Raw genomic sequence first — 18,902 nt, 5'->3', positions numbered from 1 at the left:
ATTATCCAAGTATTGATATATACTTATACTTGAAACTCTTTTAATTTTAATAATGACTTTCATTAATCTTCTAATTAAAAAATCCATGAAATATATTTCATGGATTTTTATGCTATTTATTTTTATAATAAATTTCTAATATTTTTAATTGCTTGTTTTATTCTCTATATTCTCTATATATTCAAAAATAGTTATGTTTGTGCATACTTCTTTTATATCATTTAAATTTGAAACTGTTACTCCTAATAATCTAATCTGCTTATCATTACTTTTTATATTCTTTACTAAATTATATATATTAGTTCTAATATCTTCATGTAATGATATTTCATGTTCTAAACTTACACTTCTTGTTATCTGAGTAAAATCATCATATTTTATTTTTAATGTTACTGTTTTACCAGCTTTTCCTGAATATCTAAGTCTATTAGCTACATCTTGGCATATCTCATCTAGAATATCTACAACCTCTTCATCTTCAATATTTAAATTTATACTTAATGTACTTTCTGATCCTACAGATTTTCTTTCTCTGTGGGGTTGTACTGGTCTATAGTCTATTCCCCTTGCAAATTGATAAAATGTATATCCTCTATTTTTAAAAATTTTCTCTAATTGTCGTAATTCTAACATCCTTAAATCATATCCATTATTTATACCTAAGTTTCTTAATTGTCTTTCTGTGACTTTACCTACGCCAAAAAATTTATTTATCGGCAAGCTATCTAAAAATTGTTGCTTATTTTTTTTTGTTATGACAGTCAACCCACTGGGTTTCTGATAATCTGATGCTAATTTGGCTAAAAACTTATTATATGAAACTCCAGCAGATGCTGTTAATCCAACCTCTTCATATATTTCTTCTTTTATTCTTTTTGCAATATCTGTAGCATATTTAATATTCATCTTATTAATAGTTACATCTAAATATGCTTCATCCAATGATAGCGGTTCTACTAAATCAGTATATCTATGAAAAACTTCTCTTATCTGATTAGATACTTTATGATATATATCAAACCTTGGTCTTACAAAAACAGCATATGGACATCTTTTATATGCTACTTTTGATGGCATCGCTGAGTGTATTCCGTATTTTCTAGCTTCATACGAGCATGTAGCTACAACACCTCTACCGTCTGGATTGCCTCCAACTATCACTGGCTTTCCCTTTAAACTAGGATTATCCCTTTGTTCTACAGATGCATAAAATGCATCCATATCTATATGTATTATTTTTCTATTATCATCCAATATAATCACCTATAATAACTTAATTTTTAGTACTTTTATCTTTAAATATATAATTATAACTCTATTTCTTATAAGTTTATAAGTTTATTTTATTCTTTTTTAAAAAATAACTTGCAAATTTGTAAAAAAACCTTTAAAATAGTTATTCCAAGGAACTAACTTATTTTAGTAACTTGATGACCGTATATTTATATTTATTTTAGATTGTTCAATTTTATATAATAAAGACCATACTACCTAAAGGGTAATATGGTCTTATATTTTCTTTATTAATAATTAAATTATTTTTTAGTTTGCATAGTAAAGATTTTGTGATGGATATTCAGGATCACTAGTTACATCTATTCCAAGCTCCCTAAATGTTTGTTCATCATTTTTACTTAATATTGTTGTTGAATGTGCTTGAGCTCCTTTTAATAAAGGTAATTTATCAAGTACAGCTTGTGCAGTTGGATTTGTAACAGCACATATACTTAATGCAGTTAACACCTCTTCACAACTCAATTCAGGACTTCTACTTCCTAATGTTTTAGTTTTTAAATTTACAATTGGTTCTAATATAGATGGAGCTATTAAATGTAATTCATCATCTATTTTAGCTAAATATTTTATCGCATTTAATGTAGCTGCTGCAGTTGCATTCATTAAATCAGACCCTTTACCTGTAAGTATCGTTCCATCAGTTAATTCAATAGCAACAACTGGACATACATCGTTCTTTTGAGCAGTTTCTTTTAGTTTATTGCTATAATTTCTAGCAGGCATAACCACTGTTCTATCTTCAGGCTTTAAGTTAAGACCTTCCATTATTACTTTTATTCTTTCATAAGCACCTTTGTCTACTTGTCCTTTTTTGTATTCACAAGCAGTTTTAAAGTATCTTCTTATTATTTCTTGTCTTGATGCTTCTGCTACAACTTCATCATCTATTATACCATATCCAACTCTATTAACACCCATATCTGTAGGTGATTGATATATAGATTCTTTTCCTGTTATTTTTTCTATTATCTTTTTAAGAACTGGGAATAATTCTAAATCTCTATTGTAGTTAACTGACATTTCACCATATTTTTCAAGGTGGAATGAATCTATCATATTTACATCTTTTAAATCTACTGTCGCAGCTTCATACGCTATATTTAAAGGATGTTTTAATGGTACATTCCATACTGGGAATGTTTCGAATTTTGAGTATCCAACAACATTTCCTCTTTTATTTTCATGGTATAATTGGCTTAAACAAGTTCCTAATTTACCACTGTTTGGTCCTGGTGCTGTTACAACAACTATTGGCTTAGTAGTTTCTATATATGGATTTGCTCCGTATCCTTCATCACTAACGATTGTATCTACATCAGTAGGATATCCCTTTGTTGGTGCGTGCTTGTATACTTTTATACCTCTACGCTCTAATTTATTTATGAATACTGTAGTTGCAGGTTGTCCTTCAAATCTTGTTATAACAACACTGTTTACATCTAGTTCGTACTTTCTTAAGTCATCGATAAGTCTTAAAACTTCCATATCATAAGTTATACCAAAATCGCCTCTGATTTTGTTTCTTTCAATGTCTCCTGCATAAACACATATAACTACTTCAACTTTTTCCTTTATGTTTTGAAGTACTTTTATTTTTGCATTTTCATCAAATCCTGGTAATACTCTTTTTGCATGTAAGTCTCCCATTAACTTACCACCGAATTCTAAATAAAGCTTATCAAAGTTATTGACTCTTTCTAATATATACTTTGATTGCTCCTCTAAATATTTCTTGTGATCGAATCCTATTTTCATATTGCCACCTCACTAATTATTTAATTTTTGATAACCGTATATTTATATTTATTTTATATTTATATAAAGTGAAATTGATTAACATTCTATCGATGTTTTTTCATTTTTTCACTTTAAGTTTATATTATACATTCCAAATATAAATATTTCAAGATTATTTTTGAAGGTTTAAATTATACTTAGTTTGTTCTTTTGTTAAATTTTATATAAGTTAATAACATGTATTTTTCATATAAAATAAAAAAGAACTATCGTATTAAAGATAGTTCTTTTTATAACTTTAGATAATTAAAGATGTTTGACTAAAATAATTAGCATCCACATCCTCCATCAAATATATCTCCTGCTCCACAAACTATTAATAATAGTATTAAGAAAGGTATCCAAGCACATATGTCTATATCTACCCAACACTCAGAAAAAGCTAAGAATATAAAAAATAATACTACTATCCAGATTCCTCCGAATCCACCTTCACCAAATAATCTGTCTAACATTTTATTACCCCCTGTTGATATATAAAATTTGTGGAGTATTCACTCCTAACATATACTATGAGATATTATTTATTTTTGACAGTAATTTATTTGGTCATAATTTTCTATTAATCTACAGATTTTAACGATTCTACCATTTTTACATTTTTTAATTTGTAATACATTGTAAAATTAACTATTAATCCAAGTACTATAGTTAGTATTGCTGCTATTATATAGCTCTTACTTCCTATAACTCTTCCAAACATCATACTTTCTATTTCTACAGTTATCATTATAAATTGATGTAGTAGTTTTCCTATTCCTAGACCTACAAATGTTCCTATAATAGTTAAAATTATATTTTCTCTATAAATATATGCAGACACTTCATTATCATAGAAACCTAGCACTTTTATAGTAGCAATTTCTCTTATTCTTTCTGAAATATTTACATTAGTTAAATTATATAAAACTACAAATGCTAATGCTCCTGCAGATATAGTCATTATAAGAACAACATAATTTAGACTTTTCACTGTATTTTCAAAGTTTTCTTTTACTCCAGTATTGAATGATATTCCATTTATCTTTGAATATCCAACTAAATCTTTAGACAAAGTATTTTCACCATTAATAGATTTATCACTTATGGTTCCCACTACTCTATTATAATTTATATCTCTTTTATATAATTTTTTATAATATTCTTTTGACATATATACATAATGAGATACGTAATTTTCTGTTATTCCTATTATTTTAGCTTTTGCTATTTGATCTTTGCTGTTTAAAATTTCAACAGTATCTCCAACTTTTAATTCTAAATCTCTAGCTGTTTTCTCACTAAGAACTATACCATCTTCAATTATCTTAATATTTTTTTGACTAGCTCTATCTTGCAGTCCTATAAATTCTTCCATTTTTATTTTATCTTTAGGGATAACTATAGTTATTTGTTTTTCTTTTTCATCTGATATTAATTTTCCATTTTGATTATTCATAAACAAATAGCTAGCTATAGATTCAGTACTATCTATTCGATTATGAATTTTTTTTATTTCACTTAATTTGGCACTATTATCTATAGTTATAGTCATATCATATTTAAATATCCTTCCATACTGTACATCAACTATCATTTGTATTGAATCCTTTATACCTAATCCGGTTAATATAAGTGCTGTACATCCAGATATTCCAAGTATAGTCATTAAAAATCTTTTTTTATATCTAAATATATTTCTTATAGTTACTTTACCTATAAATCCTACCTTGTCCCATATAAAAGGAATTTTTTCTAACCATATTCTTTTCCCGTTTTTAGGTGCCTTTGGCCTCATTAATACAGATGGATTTTCTCTTAATTCTTTATAACATGCGCTATATGCTGCTATTGTAGTTATAGAAATAGCAGTAAATGTAACGCCCATTGCTAGTGGAAAATTAAATGATAATTGAACTTTTGGCAATACGTACATCATCTTATAAGCATTAAATACAACTATTGGAAATACAGTAAATCCAATCAATATACCTATAATACTACCTATCAAACTAGCAATTAGTGCATATAGTATATATTTTTTTGCTATTTTTCCTTTCGTATATCCTAAAGCTTTTAGTGTTCCAATATTAACTCGTTGCTCATCAACCATTCTTGTCATAGTTGTTAAACAAACTAGCGCTGCTACAGAAAAAAAGAATACTGGGAATATTTTAGAAAGTGCATCTATACTACTTGCACAGCTAGCGTATTCGGCATATGAATAATGACTATTTCTATCTAATATATACCACTCAGGTTTTTCTATCTTTTTAATTTCATCTTCAGAGTCTTTTATTTTTTTATTAGCTTTATCTAACTCATCTTCAGCTTTTTCTTTAGATTCTTTTAAACTTAATTTTCCAGATTCTAACTTTATTTTACCATCTTTAATTCTTTCTTCAGATTTTTTAAATTCTTTTTCTGATTTTTTTTCTATTAATACTAAATTTCTTTTTTCTAATTCTAACTTTTGTTTATTTTTATCTAATGTTTCTTTTGTATTGGTTAACTTTTGTTCTGCATTTATTAATTCTTGCTTTTTTAAATTTAAGTTTTTTATGCCTTGCTCATAAGATATATTTAAATCATTTATAATTTTATTATTTTTATCTAATTCACTTTTTAAATACTCAATCTCATCTAAACTTAAACTATCATCATTTAGCTTACTTTCTATTGTTTTATTATAACTATAAAGATTATCGATTTTACTATTAAGATCATCTAGCTTTTGCTGTGCATCTTTAAATCCAATCTCAGCTTTTGATTTATTATCATTAAATAGTTTTAATCCTTTTTCATATTGTAAATATCCATTATTTAATGAATTTTCACCTTGATTTATTTTAAGCTTTCCATCTTCTATTTGTTTTTTAATTGTTTGTTGGTTTCTTTTTAGCTCTTCCTCACCTTTTTTTAATTGTTTTTCTGAATTTAATATATTTATCTCCGCGTTTTCTAGTTTTTCACTTACTTCCTTCTTTTTATTATAATATTCTAATTTTCCTTTATCCAACTCATCATTTGCGGTATTTATGACTTCATTGTATCTAGCATCTATTCTACCTTTAGATATATCGTCTATTTTATTTGTTACGACTTTTATATCCTCAAAATATTTATCATCATAAGAATTTTTTTCTTTAGCCCCTTTTAAGGTGACAAACATCTCTGTATATGAATCTATCTTAAAATCATCCTGCGGAATCATTATTACAGAACTTATAGTTCCATTACCTATAGAACTACTTCCTTTTTCATAAGATAAATAATATGGAGTTTCTATTTTCCCTACAACTGTATATTCAGTTTTCTTTAATGTGTTGTCAAGTTTATCATCAGTTCCTGACTCTAATTTAATTTTTGTTCCAATTGGTACATCAAATTTACCAACTTTATTTTGTTCAACTACGCACTCACCTGAATTTTGTGGAAGCCTACCATCTACAACATTAACTTTATTTATATAATTTTTACTATTTTGGGCTATCTCATTTATAGGTAATGCATGAATTTTTAAAACATGCTGTTCTGATTTATAATCTGTTAATACATCCGTTGAATACGTAGGAAAAATACCATCAACTTCTGGTATTTTTTTTACTTCATTTACATCTTCATCAATAAGACCTAAAGTAGATATGATTTTGATATCCATAAAATTATATTTATCATAATAATCATCTGAAGTTTTTTTCATAACTATAGGTGAAACTTTGATCCCAGAAAAAAAAGCTACACCTAATGCAACTATACATAAAATAGATAAAAACCTACCTCTTGATTTACGTATATCTCTTATGATGTCTTTATTTAAAACACTCTTCATTGCTACCACTCTATCCTTTCCACTGGAACTGGCTTTTCATTTATAGTAACACTTTCTATTTTTCCATTTTTAACCTTTATAACTTTATCTCCCATTGGTGTTAAAGCTAAATTATGAGTTATTATAATAACGGTCATACCCATCTTTCTGCATGTATCTTGGAGTAATTTAAGTATAGACTTTCCTGTATTATAATCTAAGGCTCCTGTAGGCTCATCACATAATAACAATTTTGGATTTTTAGCAAGTGCTCTCGCTATTGCAACTCTTTGTTGCTCTCCACCAGATAGCTGTGCTGGAAAGTTATTTTTTCTATTTTCTAAACCTACAGCAGCCATAATTTCATCTATATCCAATGGATCTTTGCATATTTGAGTGGCCAATTCAACGTTTTCCCTAGCTGTAAGATTCTGTACTAGATTATAAAATTGAAATACAAATCCAATATCAAATCGTCTATATGTTATTAATTCTTTATTTAAATAATTATTTATTTTTTTATTATCAACAATAACAGTTCCACTTGTAGGGCTGTCCATACCACCTAAAATATTAAGTATTGTACTTTTTCCTGCGCCGCTTGCTCCTGCCACTACCACAAATTCGCCTTTATGTATAGAAAAATCAACTCCACTTAAAGCCGATATTTCAATATCACCCATTTTGTAAATCTTTTTTACATCATTAAATTCTATATATTTATGCACAACTACTATTCCTCCATTAAATTTAGAATATTTTTAATTATTATACCATATCTATTGTCTAGACTTATGCGAATAATACTATAAATCTCTCTATTGCTATATTTTCTTATCAAGATTCACCAATTATATTTTTTAATCATAATATAATTGGTGATAAGGTTTGGATATTTGTATATATTATATTGGAGGAGATAGCTTTGGATTTTATAAATGTAAAAAACTTTTTTTTAAATGACGGCTTAAAGTTTTTCAATTTAGCTAATTCATACTACTATGGGATTAACGTCGATAAAGATATAATTAAAGCTTATAATTTGTATTTAAAGTCTGCATCATTAGGTGTATGTGAAGCTCAAAATATGGTTGGTATTATGAACTTTAATGGAGAAGGTATATCTCCAAATACAGAAAATGGCATAAAATACTTTGAAAAAGCATCAAGTCAAGGTAATACTACCTCTATGTTCAACTTAGCTATGATATATTTATCAGATGAAAATAAAAAAGATTATAAAAAAGCTTATGAATATCTTATAAAATTAGCTGATTTAGGATACATTTTAGCTAATGATGTACTTGGTTATATGTATTTTGAAGGTCTTGCAGATGAAAAAAGCTATGACAAGGCTTTAAGTTATTGGAATAAATCCATTGAAAGTCAAGATATCAGTAACACATCTAATGAAACTAATAACACTTTTAATTCTCCTGATTTAAAGTATGAAGAATTAGTCACAAACAATAATATAAATTCTACAGCTAGTTTTAATAATTTAGAATATACAATTGGAACTATCGATAACTTCGAAGAGCTACCTATATCTAAAAATAAGACTTGTACTATTAATCAAATTTCTCCACAAGAAGTTGATTCTGACCTTGAAAAAATGACTTTAGGAGATAGTTATTTTAATGGAACTAATGTTGATATAGATTATGTAAAAGCATTTGATATTTATAAAGAACTCGCTGAATCTGGTAATATAAATGCTCAGATAAAAATTGCTAATATGTACAAAGATGGATTAGGTGTTAATCAAGATTACTATAAATCAATTGAATGGTATTCTAAAGCAATAGGTTCTCAAATTTAAATATAAAAAACTCATATATAAATTCAATTGAATTTATATATGAGTTTTTTTTATACTTCCATTATTATAGGAAATACACTAGGATTTCTTTTTGTTTTATGATACAAAAAGTGCTCTACTGATCTTCTTACACTATTTTTTAATACTTGCCATTCTAAAATTTCTTTTTCTAAGCATTTTTCAACTTCTTCTTTGGATATTTCCTTAACTTTATTGATTATATCTTCAGCTTCTCTAGCGTATATAAATCCCCTAGTTATTACATCAGGGCCTGCTACGATACTATAGTTTTCTTTATTTATAGCTACTACTATAGTTACCATTCCATCTTTTGCTAAATCTCTTCTATCCCTTAAAACTATATTTCCTACATCTCCTACTCCAATTCCATCTACAAATAAAACCCCCGTATGAACAGTTTTTGATGTATTTACTCTATCTTCAGATATTTCTAATACTTGTCCCGTTTCTAATGTAAATACATTTTCAGGCATCATGCCTAGTTTTATAGCTAAATCTCTATGGTGTTTTAGATGTCTATACTCTCCATGCACAGGCATAAAATACTTTGGTTTTACTAAACTATGTATAAGCTTTAGTTCTTCTTGATATGCATGTCCTGATACATGAATTTCTTCTAAGTCTTCATAAATAACGTCTACACCTTTTCTAAATAACTGATTTATAACCCTAGATACTAACTTATCATTTCCAGGTATCGGAGATGCTGAAATTATAAATAAATCACCTGGCTCTATAGAAATCAAACGATGTGAACCATATGCAATTCTTGATAAACCTGCCATTGGTTCTCCTTGACTTCCTGTAGTTATTATAGTCACTTCTTCACTAGGATACTTATTCACTTCCTTTATATCAATGATATAATCATCCGGTACATGTAAATATCCTAAGTTCATAGCAACTTCAGATATATTCTCCATACTTCTACCACTGAAAGCTATTTTTCTATTGTAAGCAATAGATGCATCTGCAATCTGCTGCATTCTGTGAATATTAGATGCAAAAGTAGCGACTATAATTCTTCCTTTTGCTCCAGAAAAAATTCGTTTTAATGTCTCTCCTATAGTTTTTTCTGATATAGAATGACCATGTCTTTCTACATTGGTACTATCAGCCATTAAAAGTAATACACCCTTTTTACCTAATGCAGCTATTCTATTAAGATTTGTCATTCTCCCATCTATTGGAGTGTAATCTATTTTAAAATCTCCAGTATGAAGAATTATACCCATAGGTGTATATATCGCTAATGCACATGAATCTGCAATACTATGAGTAACTCCTATAAATTCTATTTTTAAATTTTCTAATTTAATAGTTTGTCCTGTCCTAACAGGCTTTAATTTAGATTCTCTAAGTATATTATGCTCTTTTAACTTATTCTCTACTAGACCTAATGTCAGTCTAGTTCCATATACAGGCATGTTAATTTGCTTTAATATATACGGAATAGCTCCTATATGATCCTCATGACCATGAGTTAAAAACATTCCTTTTATTTTATTTTTATTTTCTAATAAATACCTAATATCTGGTATAACTAAATCTACACCATACATATCTTCATCAGGGAATGAAATTCCACCATCTATTACTATTATTTCATCTTTGTATTCTATTGCAGTTATATTTTTACCAATTTCCCCAAGACCTCCTAGGGGAATTACCTTTAAACTTTCTCTCTCCATTGAATTTACTCCTTTTATATTCTTTTCTTTATATAAAATATAATTGTTAACTAATTTAACTTTTATTTATTATTTTCTCTCTAATTCATATATTAAATTCATGTTTCTAAAAAACTTTTATTTATATATAAAAAAAAGCTAGTTAGATGAGTTTTCACCTAACTAGCTTTTGATTTTATATTATTTTACCATTTCTTTGTATTCTTTTTCAGTCTTAGGAGCTTTTAACTCTCCTTTTTCAAATTTCTTAGCTTCTCCATTTACATAATCTAATATTTCTTGAGAAACTAAATTTTTAGTTGTTTCAGGTATTCCTACAGCACCTTCTTGTAGACCGTATATAACATTTGTTCCTAATTCTAATTTACCATCTACTAATTCTTTAACTATATCAAACACACCAACATCTACTCTTTTTATCGCTGATGTTAAAACATTTTTTGGAGCTAAATCACTTTGATCTCTATCAACCCCTATTGCATATTTTCCATTTTCTTTAGCTGCTTCTATTGCACCTGTACCAACATCTCCACCAGCTGTAAATATTACATCTGCTCCTTTTGAGTACATCTGATTAGCTATAGCCTTACCTTTAGCTTGATCTGTAAATGAGTTTGCATATTGAACTTGTATATCCATTTTAGGGTTTACAGCTTTAGCTCCTGCCATATATCCGTATTGGAATGCTTCTATAACAGGCAATTCCATCCCACCTATAAATCCTATATTGTTAGTTTTAGTCATTTTACCAGCTACTAATCCAGCTAAGTATGCTGACTCTTGAGAGTTGAATTGTACTGTTTTTACATTTTCAGGTATTTTGTCATATGTTTCATCTATTAAAGCAAATTTTTGCTCTGGATATAAATCTGCTCCTTCTTGTATTGATGGAGCTAATTTCATACCAACTCCTAATATTAAATCTACACCTTCATCTACTAATGTTTCTATATTAGCTGCATAATCTGAATCTTGCTTTGATTCTAAGTACTTAACTTTTACACCTAATTCTTTTTCAGCTTTTTGAAGACCTTCCCATGCTGATTGGTTAAATGATTGGTCATTAACACCAGCTACATCTGTTATCATAGCTATTGTCATTGGCTCGTCTGTCTTAGCACCTTCTGTTTCTGTTTTTTTACTTGAACATCCTACTAATAAAGATGCGGATAAAACTGTTGTTGTAGCTAATGCTATTAATTTTTTGAACTTCATATTAAAACCTCCATGTATAATTACTAAAAATTCTTAAAAAAAATCCTTTTATCAGCATGATAAAAGGATAGTTATTCTTATATTAATTTAACCATAAATATATCTTTTTAGTCTCTCTGGACTAAATTAAAGCCGATTCTGTTTAAATTTATTTAATTTTTATTTATTATTACATTTTTATACAATTTTGTCAATATCAAATCTTTTTTTAATGTAAATTATTCTTACTATTAAAATAATAAACATTGGCAATATGCATGGCTGTTCCTATTATCAAGCAATCTTCATCTATATTAAAATTTGGTGTATGAAGTGGATATATTATATTTTTATCTTCATTTCTGCATCCTATATGAAAAAATACACCTTTACAATTTTCTGTATAAAAAGAAAAATCTTCACCGCCTAGTGATGGATGTTCCTTCATAATAAATTTATCTTTTCCTAGTATTTTTGATGTATTTTCAATTATTATATCAACCATATCTTTATCATTTATAACTGCTGGAAATCCATCAGGTTCTATACTAAGTTCGCCTTTGCATCCAAAAGCTTCTGAAATTTTTTCTATTAAATTTCTTATTCTTATTATTAAGAAATCTCTAGTTTTTTTATCTAATGTTCTTAATATTCCTCTCATTGTTATAGTGTCACAAATTATATTTTGAGCTTCTCCACCTTGTATTTTTCCTATAGTTAAAACTGCACTATTAAAAGGTGAGATGTTTCTACTAATAACACTCTGTAGAGCAGTAATTATATTAGATGAGGCTAATAATGCATCTATTCCATTTTCAGGATATGCTCCATGAGCTTTTTTTCCTTTTATACTTATTTTTAATGAATCTGTATTAGCATTTAAAGCACCATACTTAGTTTCTATATATCCAACATCTAGATGAGGCATAACATGCAATCCAAACATATAATCTACCTTAGGATTTTCTAAACACTTATCTCTTACTAAAAACCTTGCCCCACCTAATGTTTCCTCTGCTGGTTGAAATAAAAATTTTATATTTACATTTAAATTTTTTCTATCTTCATATAAAATCTTAATTGCTCCTAACAACATAGTTATATGCGCATCATGCCCACATGCATGCATTACTCCATTATTTATAGATTTATATGAATTATCTGATTCTTCTTGGATAGGTAAAGCATCCATATCTGCACGTATTCCTATAGTTATATTATTCATAGGATTTATTATATAAGCCATGACTCCTGTATGATTCTTAAATACTTTATATTCAATTCCTATTTCATCTAGGTATTTTAAAATTTTTTCTTTAGTTTTGTACTCTTTTAATGACAATTCTGGCGTTTTGTGAAAATCTCTTCTTACATTAAAAAGCCACATTTTTATATCTTCACAATTTCTAAGTATATTTTCTTTATTCATTCACTTAACCCCTTTATATACTATTAAACTTTTAATCTTATATAGTACTGTGTTAAATATTTATGCTGTATATGTTTTTATATTACAACTCTTAATTGCAGTATTGATGTATTATGTATTTTTGAATTTTCTGAAAGGATTCTATTATATGATAATAGAATCATATAATTAAGTAAGATTTATATTTGTTTATATATTAAAAAAGGTGGGTGTTAAGTATGTTTGAAATGATTAAATTTCCGTATAACGACAGAGCTGTTGCTAGATTAGATTCTAATAATGTAGTCCATAATCACCTATATCACAATTGTCCTATTGGAAAAGTTGATGAAAATAATATAATTTATAATATTAATAATGAGCCTATTGGAAGAGTTGATAAAAATGGTACAGTATATTCACACAAATTTAACGATACCTCTATCGGCAAAGTTTTAGAAAATGGCTTTATAGAGAAAGATGGCTCTCTAATAGGTAAAGTTAATGCTAACGATCCTTTAGCATCTGGCGGTGCATATTTACTGTTAGTTCATGATAATAGATAAAATTTATTATATTTAAAAAGGACAGTATATACTGTCCTTTTTTATTTATATTATTATTTTAAATTTATATCATTTGCAACTTTAAACTCATTATATTTCTCTTGGATTACCTCATATCTATATGAAAAAGTTCCTGCAATTAACACAGAAGCTGCTACTATCATAGCAACTCTTCTCTTCATTAATAGTTCCTTACTATCTTTAATCTTTCTAAATTCATTTATGCTAATTACTTTTTTCATATTACCGCCTCCAGGTAAACATTTTCTTGTCACTAATATTTTACTATACTTCCAAGAAAAAATCCTCGTTTTTTGTCAAAATATTTACAATTATATTAATAATTATAAATATTAATTTCAATAAAAATAAAGTATCCATAAAAGAATACTTTATTTTTATTTGTTATTATTTTAAAAATTGATTTATAAATTCAATCATCATAGTTTTAAATATACCACTATAATCTACTATTTGGGCTACCTGATTATTATTTTCAGTATGGCTATTAAAGTTGGCTATTTTAAAAGTTAAAATACCATCTATATCTTCTATTAAATATCCTATATCTATCGATTTAGATATATCTAAATCTCCCATATCTATATCTAAATCATCTATCGTTTTCTTATTTGCACATAATATTCCTTGTGAATATGAGCTCATATCTGTTGCAAAAACTACATACTTAGCCCCAGTATCTTTGTCATCTGATTTTATAAAAAGCCTATCAGTCAAACTACTTTTTGTTATTTTTATAGGTACTAAACTTTCATCAATTGCCTCATCTAAATTTTCCTTAGTAGCTTTTATAAAACTTTCCATATCAAATTTATCAGATTCTATTTTTAATATATTTAATGTATCTAAGTTTTCTTTAGGTATGTAGTTTACTACATTTTCAAAAACATTATAAACATCTTTTATTTCATAACCTTTTTTAATGTAAGATTCTTTTATTTTATATTCTTCATCAAATTCTTCTATTAATTTAGGTAATCTTTCTTTAGTGCTAGCATCTTTTATATCAGTTACAAATGGTATTACTTTACTTGGTTTCATTAAAAACAGTTCTAAAGGTTTGATTACTTCATTAGCTTCTTTTACATCATTTTCTTCAAATGCCTTTTCTATTCCATCTTCTAAAAATGCTACTTCTACTTCCATTTCATATTCATCTTCATTTATTATATTACTTCCAACTGGATACATAACTATCAACTTACTTTTGTCAAATACATATCCAAATGAATAATCTAATTCTAATTGTTTCTTCATACTGTTCTCCTTAGTTAATTATGTAAATAATTTTAGTCTATAAATATATATGCATATCCATATTATATACGTTTCATTATGACATTAATACTATTAGTTATATTTATTTTTATTCGCTTGATAAATATTGATAATATTATTATAGCTCCAAACAGTCCTGATAATGGATATATAACTTTTACTAACATTGCAAATGGTAACCTTCCACATACAATACCGATTACTGTACATAAAACTGCTATTTTTATAAATTTAAATGATTTTTCAGGTGCAAAGCTACTACAAACGCTCCATAATAAAGGAACTGCTGTTGTATAAATTCCGGCTATTAACATAACAGAAAACATCATTCCAACTATAGGTCCAATTTTATCTGCCATATATAAAGTTGGAATTTCTGTAATATATATATTTTGTATATCTGACATTATCCCTAAATTAAGTGCCATAGCAGCCATCATAAATGTTACGCCACCTATTACGCCACCCCATATACAATTATTTTTATTCTTAGCTGTTGCTCCAACACCAACTAAAAATGGAGTTGCTATTACTAAATTCAGTCCACTATATATGATTCCAGTTAGCCACCAACTATCAATAGCTTTTGTTACATTTACAGTAGATATGATTTGATTTATATTAAAAAATGTCTCATAATTTCTAGCTATAGTTACAATTCCAACTCCCACTGAAACAATAGCTATCATAGGACCTATATTTCCAAGTATATCTATTACCTTATTTATGCCAAGTAGTATAGAAACTAAGGCAAGTATAGCTAATATAAGCGATCCTAAATCTTTATTTATTCCATAGTATTGATTCATTGAAGCACCTGCCCCTGATACCATAACTATAAAACTACAAAGAAAAAATATTGGCATAAAAAATTCGAAAAATTTTCCAATATAGTTTCCACATAAATATGTAAATATGTCATTACTAGATTTTAGCCTTACTGTTTTTCCTGTTTCAAGCAATGCTGCACCACAGTACGCTAATACAATCATACAAATTAAATTAGACACAACGCTAATCATTCCATGAGCTGAAAAAAACTGCATTATTTCTTGACCAGTTGCAAATCCAGATCCAATACATACTGATATATATGTACCTGCAAACTTCATAATTTCTTTTAAATTACTACCCTTACCCATAATATTCCTCCTTTCTTGTTCAAGCCCTTACTATGTATATGCCTGTTTTATTTTATTTATAATTTATTTCATCATAAAAAATTTAATTTTTCCTATTTTATCAATCCTCTCCTAATTCTTTAAATCAAATTTTTCATCTCATCTGCAATTTTTGATTTATTTAATCCTCTAAACAACTAAAAAAAGAGTATCTTTAATTAAAGATACTCTTTTTTATTTAATATATATATATTGAACCTAAATAAATCTAAATCCATTGTACTCCAAAATTTCACATGCATTGTCTACATCAGATTCTTTTATTAAAAAATAATTCTTATCTTCTACTTCTATTTCAAATATACTTATATTACAATCCTTAAGCATTTTACTAATTTTAGATGCTATTCCAACTAAATATAAATTTATTGGTTTTAATATCTCTAATAGTCTCCAATCCCCATCGGTACTTGCGTCTTTTGGAATACTTTTTTTTAAGCATATTATACTTAAATCCTCTTTAAACTTAGTTATATAATAGAAACTATTTGTGTCTATACATATCGGTGAACTTATGTTATTACTTAAATTACATACTGCATAATTTTCTTTAAATAATTTTAACTTCATAAAAATACCTCCGTGTATAGCAATATTTTTTAAGCTACTTTTTTATCAAAAACACTGTTATATGCTTCTAAATTTAAATCTTTCTCACTATTTGCTACAACTAATGTACAAACATTGTCTCCCATTACATTTACAGTAGTTCTGAACATATCTATAATTCTTTCTACACCCATTATTAGTCCTATACCTTCTAATGGTAATCCTACTGATTGTAATACCATAGATAGCATTATCATTCCAACTCCTGGAACGCCAGCTGTACCTATAGATGCTAGAGTCGCTGTTAGAACTATAGTCATCATATCATTCATACCTAAATCTATTCCATATATTTGTGCTATAAAAAGTGCAGCTACACCTTGCATTATAGCGGTTCCATCCATGTTTATAGTTGCTCCCATAGGTATTGTAAATGATCTAGTTGATTTACCTACGCCTAATTCTTCCATTATTTCTAAACTAACTGGTACAGATGCATTACTTGATGCAGTTGAAAATGTAACAGCAGCTACTTGTGTGAACTTCTTTAAGAATGGTTTTACATTTTGTTTTGTAAATAATTTAAATGCTCCTCCATATACAACACATACATGTATCAATAAACCTATAAGCACTACCGCAACATATTTTAATAGTGCAAATATAGCATCTGTTCCAACTGTTGCAAAAGTATCTGCAACTAATGCAAATACTCCATATGGTGCAAAAAGCATTATTATATTTACCATTTTCATACATACTTCATTAGCACTTTCAAATAAAACTTTTAAAGGCTCTGCTTTCTCTCCAACAACATTTATAGCTATTCCTATAAGCATTGCAAAGAATATAACTTGTAACATTTCTCCATTTGCAAGTGACTGAATCGGATTACTTGGTATTATATTTAAAATTATTTCAACTATTGATTTCGATTCACCTATTGCTACGTCTCCAGACATCATATGACTCATATCTAAACCTATCCCTGGCTTTAATACGTTACCTAATATAAGAGATATTATTATTGCTAATGCAGTAGTTGATAGATAAAATGCCATAGTTTTTCCACCAATTCTACCTAGCTTTTTTACATCTCCCATAGATGCTGAACCGCAAATTAAAGAAACAAATACTAGTGGAACTACCATCATCTTTATTGCACTAGTAAATCCAGTTCCCAATACTTTAAATATTCCGCCTAATATTACTGTATCTTTCATATACCCTGATGGTATTTGTTTTAATATTAATCCTACTATAAATCCTAACAATAAACCTAGTAAGATTTTGTTAGTTAATGTCATTTTTTTCTTCATGATCATTCTCTTCCTTTCGAACGTTTTTGTTATTTATATTTTAATTATACACTATTTTTTCAATTTGCGCATTAAAAAATAAAGTTTTTTAACTCATGCATTACTTTAAATTTTATTTATTTAAGTTTTTACATTTCAAAACTTAAATAAATAAGTATATTTAGTTGTGACCCAATTTATTTAATTCGTTTTTATAAAAATTCATTAATTTACATAGTTAGGTGTTTTTACTATACATTTTCTAATTATTTTAAATCAAATTCCATTTATAACTTAATAAATTTAGGTATCTATCTCATTGGTTACACTTATATAAGTAAATACTACATATATGTATAATCAATAAAAAAATATAGCAATATTTTGTAAACATTTTCACAAATTATTGCTATATTTATAATTTAAATATATTAATTTAAAATGGTAATTCATCTTCTGCAAGTTTTGCGCTAACTTTAGTTTTATTGAATATAGATGTAGCATCATAATATTGGTCTTGATTAGATTCAGTTGATGTATTTTTTGAAAAGCTTAAAAACTTTACCATATCTGCTCTAACTTTAGTGGAGTATCTATTCTCTCCATTAGAATTTTGATATCGGTCTACCCTTATTTGCCCTTTTATACAAGCCATGCTACCTTTATTTAAATATCTTGAGCAAGTTTCAGCTTGTCTACCCCATACTTCTATCTCTATAAAATCTGCTTTTTTTTCTTTATCTGCATTTGTACAATTTCGATCTACTGCAAGATTAAATTTAGTCAGTGCTGTTGATTCATTACCTATATATTGTATTTCAGGCTCTCTAGTTAGTCTTCCAACTAAAATAACATTATTCATGTGAATATCCTCCAATATAATATTAAGCTTTTCTATATCATTTCCAGTTAAATGTCACTTTATACATATTTTACTATCAATTATTATTTACTTATACGTAAAAAAGTCGCTTTGCTCCTTTCGCCAAA

The 18,902-nt window shown here is 27.3% G+C and carries 16 protein-coding genes; 2 read left to right on the top strand and 14 right to left on the bottom strand.

Features of this window, described 5'->3' with window-relative positions; genetic code table 11:
- Positions 1-144: 144 nt before the first annotated feature.
- From dinB to NWE74_RS14450, 5 genes are all read right to left on the bottom strand, one after another.
- Positions 145-1,254, bottom strand: a complete 1,110-nt coding sequence (dinB, locus tag NWE74_RS14470; RefSeq protein WP_258243694.1) for a DNA polymerase IV — start codon at positions 1,252-1,254, stop codon at positions 145-147.
- A 288-nt stretch (positions 1,255-1,542) separates the two neighbouring features.
- Complete coding sequence (locus NWE74_RS14465) at positions 1,543-3,051, bottom strand: DUF1846 domain-containing protein (RefSeq protein ID WP_092727368.1); 1,509 nt, start codon at positions 3,049-3,051, stop codon at positions 1,543-1,545.
- Between the two features lie 311 nt (positions 3,052-3,362).
- A complete protein-coding gene (locus tag NWE74_RS14460) occupies positions 3,363-3,548 on the bottom strand; it encodes a hypothetical protein (protein WP_258243693.1) in 186 nt (61 codons plus the stop codon).
- 107 nt (positions 3,549-3,655) lie between these two features.
- Positions 3,656-6,904 (bottom strand): ABC transporter permease, encoded by a 3,249-nt coding sequence (locus tag NWE74_RS14455; protein WP_258243692.1) that lies wholly within the window; start codon positions 6,902-6,904, stop codon positions 3,656-3,658.
- Positions 6,905-6,906: 2 nt separating this feature from the next.
- On the bottom strand, positions 6,907-7,566 hold the full coding sequence (locus tag NWE74_RS14450) for an ABC transporter ATP-binding protein (protein ID WP_258244470.1): 660 nt from the start codon (positions 7,564-7,566) through the stop codon (positions 6,907-6,909).
- A 242-nt stretch (positions 7,567-7,808) separates the two neighbouring features.
- On the opposite strand from NWE74_RS14450, the gene NWE74_RS14445 reads away from it, so the two are divergent.
- The gene (locus NWE74_RS14445; RefSeq protein WP_258243691.1) at positions 7,809-8,705 is read left to right on the top strand and encodes an SEL1-like repeat protein; all 897 of its coding nucleotides are present in this window, start codon (positions 7,809-7,811) and stop codon (positions 8,703-8,705) included.
- A gap of 50 nt (positions 8,706-8,755) precedes the next feature.
- Here NWE74_RS14445 and NWE74_RS14440 read toward each other — a convergent pair whose 3' ends face one another.
- The 3 genes from NWE74_RS14440 to NWE74_RS14430 form a co-directional block, all read right to left on the bottom strand.
- A complete protein-coding gene (locus NWE74_RS14440) occupies positions 8,756-10,417 on the bottom strand; it encodes a ribonuclease J (protein WP_258243690.1) in 1,662 nt (553 codons plus the stop codon).
- A 180-nt stretch (positions 10,418-10,597) separates the two neighbouring features.
- A complete protein-coding gene (locus tag NWE74_RS14435) occupies positions 10,598-11,632 on the bottom strand; it encodes a BMP family lipoprotein (RefSeq protein ID WP_258243689.1) in 1,035 nt (344 codons plus the stop codon).
- Between the two features lie 208 nt (positions 11,633-11,840).
- The gene (locus tag NWE74_RS14430; RefSeq protein ID WP_258243688.1) at positions 11,841-13,040 is read right to left on the bottom strand and encodes a M20 metallopeptidase family protein; all 1,200 of its coding nucleotides are present in this window, start codon (positions 13,038-13,040) and stop codon (positions 11,841-11,843) included.
- A 218-nt stretch (positions 13,041-13,258) separates the two neighbouring features.
- Here NWE74_RS14430 and NWE74_RS14425 point away from each other — a divergent pair, with 218 nt between their 5' ends.
- The gene (locus tag NWE74_RS14425) at positions 13,259-13,585 is read left to right on the top strand and encodes a hypothetical protein (RefSeq protein ID WP_258243687.1); all 327 of its coding nucleotides are present in this window, start codon (positions 13,259-13,261) and stop codon (positions 13,583-13,585) included.
- A 53-nt stretch (positions 13,586-13,638) separates the two neighbouring features.
- On the opposite strand, the gene NWE74_RS14420 is transcribed toward NWE74_RS14425, so the two are convergent.
- The 6 genes from NWE74_RS14420 to NWE74_RS14395 all read right to left on the bottom strand — a co-directional run bounded on the left by NWE74_RS14420 (position 13,639) and on the right by NWE74_RS14395 (position 18,774).
- Positions 13,639-13,827: a hypothetical protein gene (locus NWE74_RS14420; RefSeq protein ID WP_258243686.1), complete on the bottom strand. Its 189-nt coding sequence runs from the start codon at positions 13,825-13,827 to the stop codon at positions 13,639-13,641.
- Between the two features lie 166 nt (positions 13,828-13,993).
- On the bottom strand, positions 13,994-14,863 hold the full coding sequence (locus NWE74_RS14415) for a hypothetical protein (RefSeq protein WP_258243685.1): 870 nt from the start codon (positions 14,861-14,863) through the stop codon (positions 13,994-13,996).
- 62 nt (positions 14,864-14,925) lie between these two features.
- The gene (locus NWE74_RS14410; protein ID WP_258243684.1) at positions 14,926-16,026 is read right to left on the bottom strand and encodes a hypothetical protein; all 1,101 of its coding nucleotides are present in this window, start codon (positions 16,024-16,026) and stop codon (positions 14,926-14,928) included.
- Positions 16,027-16,263: 237 nt separating this feature from the next.
- Positions 16,264-16,635 (bottom strand): ACT domain-containing protein, encoded by a 372-nt coding sequence (locus tag NWE74_RS14405; protein ID WP_258243683.1) that lies wholly within the window; start codon positions 16,633-16,635, stop codon positions 16,264-16,266.
- A 29-nt stretch (positions 16,636-16,664) separates the two neighbouring features.
- On the bottom strand, positions 16,665-17,933 hold the full coding sequence (locus NWE74_RS14400; protein ID WP_258243682.1) for a dicarboxylate/amino acid:cation symporter: 1,269 nt from the start codon (positions 17,931-17,933) through the stop codon (positions 16,665-16,667).
- 415 nt (positions 17,934-18,348) lie between these two features.
- On the bottom strand, positions 18,349-18,774 hold the full coding sequence (locus tag NWE74_RS14395; protein ID WP_258243681.1) for a single-stranded DNA-binding protein: 426 nt from the start codon (positions 18,772-18,774) through the stop codon (positions 18,349-18,351).
- Between the last annotated feature and the right edge of the window lie 128 nt (positions 18,775-18,902).

Origin of the sequence: Romboutsia lituseburensis (assembly GCF_024723825.1) — a bacterium.
GTDB classification, from domain to species: Bacteria; Bacillota; Clostridia; order Peptostreptococcales; family Peptostreptococcaceae; genus Romboutsia_F; species Romboutsia_F lituseburensis_A.
Note: the sequence above shows the minus strand (reverse complement) of the source record. Positions and strands in the feature narration are given on the sequence as shown.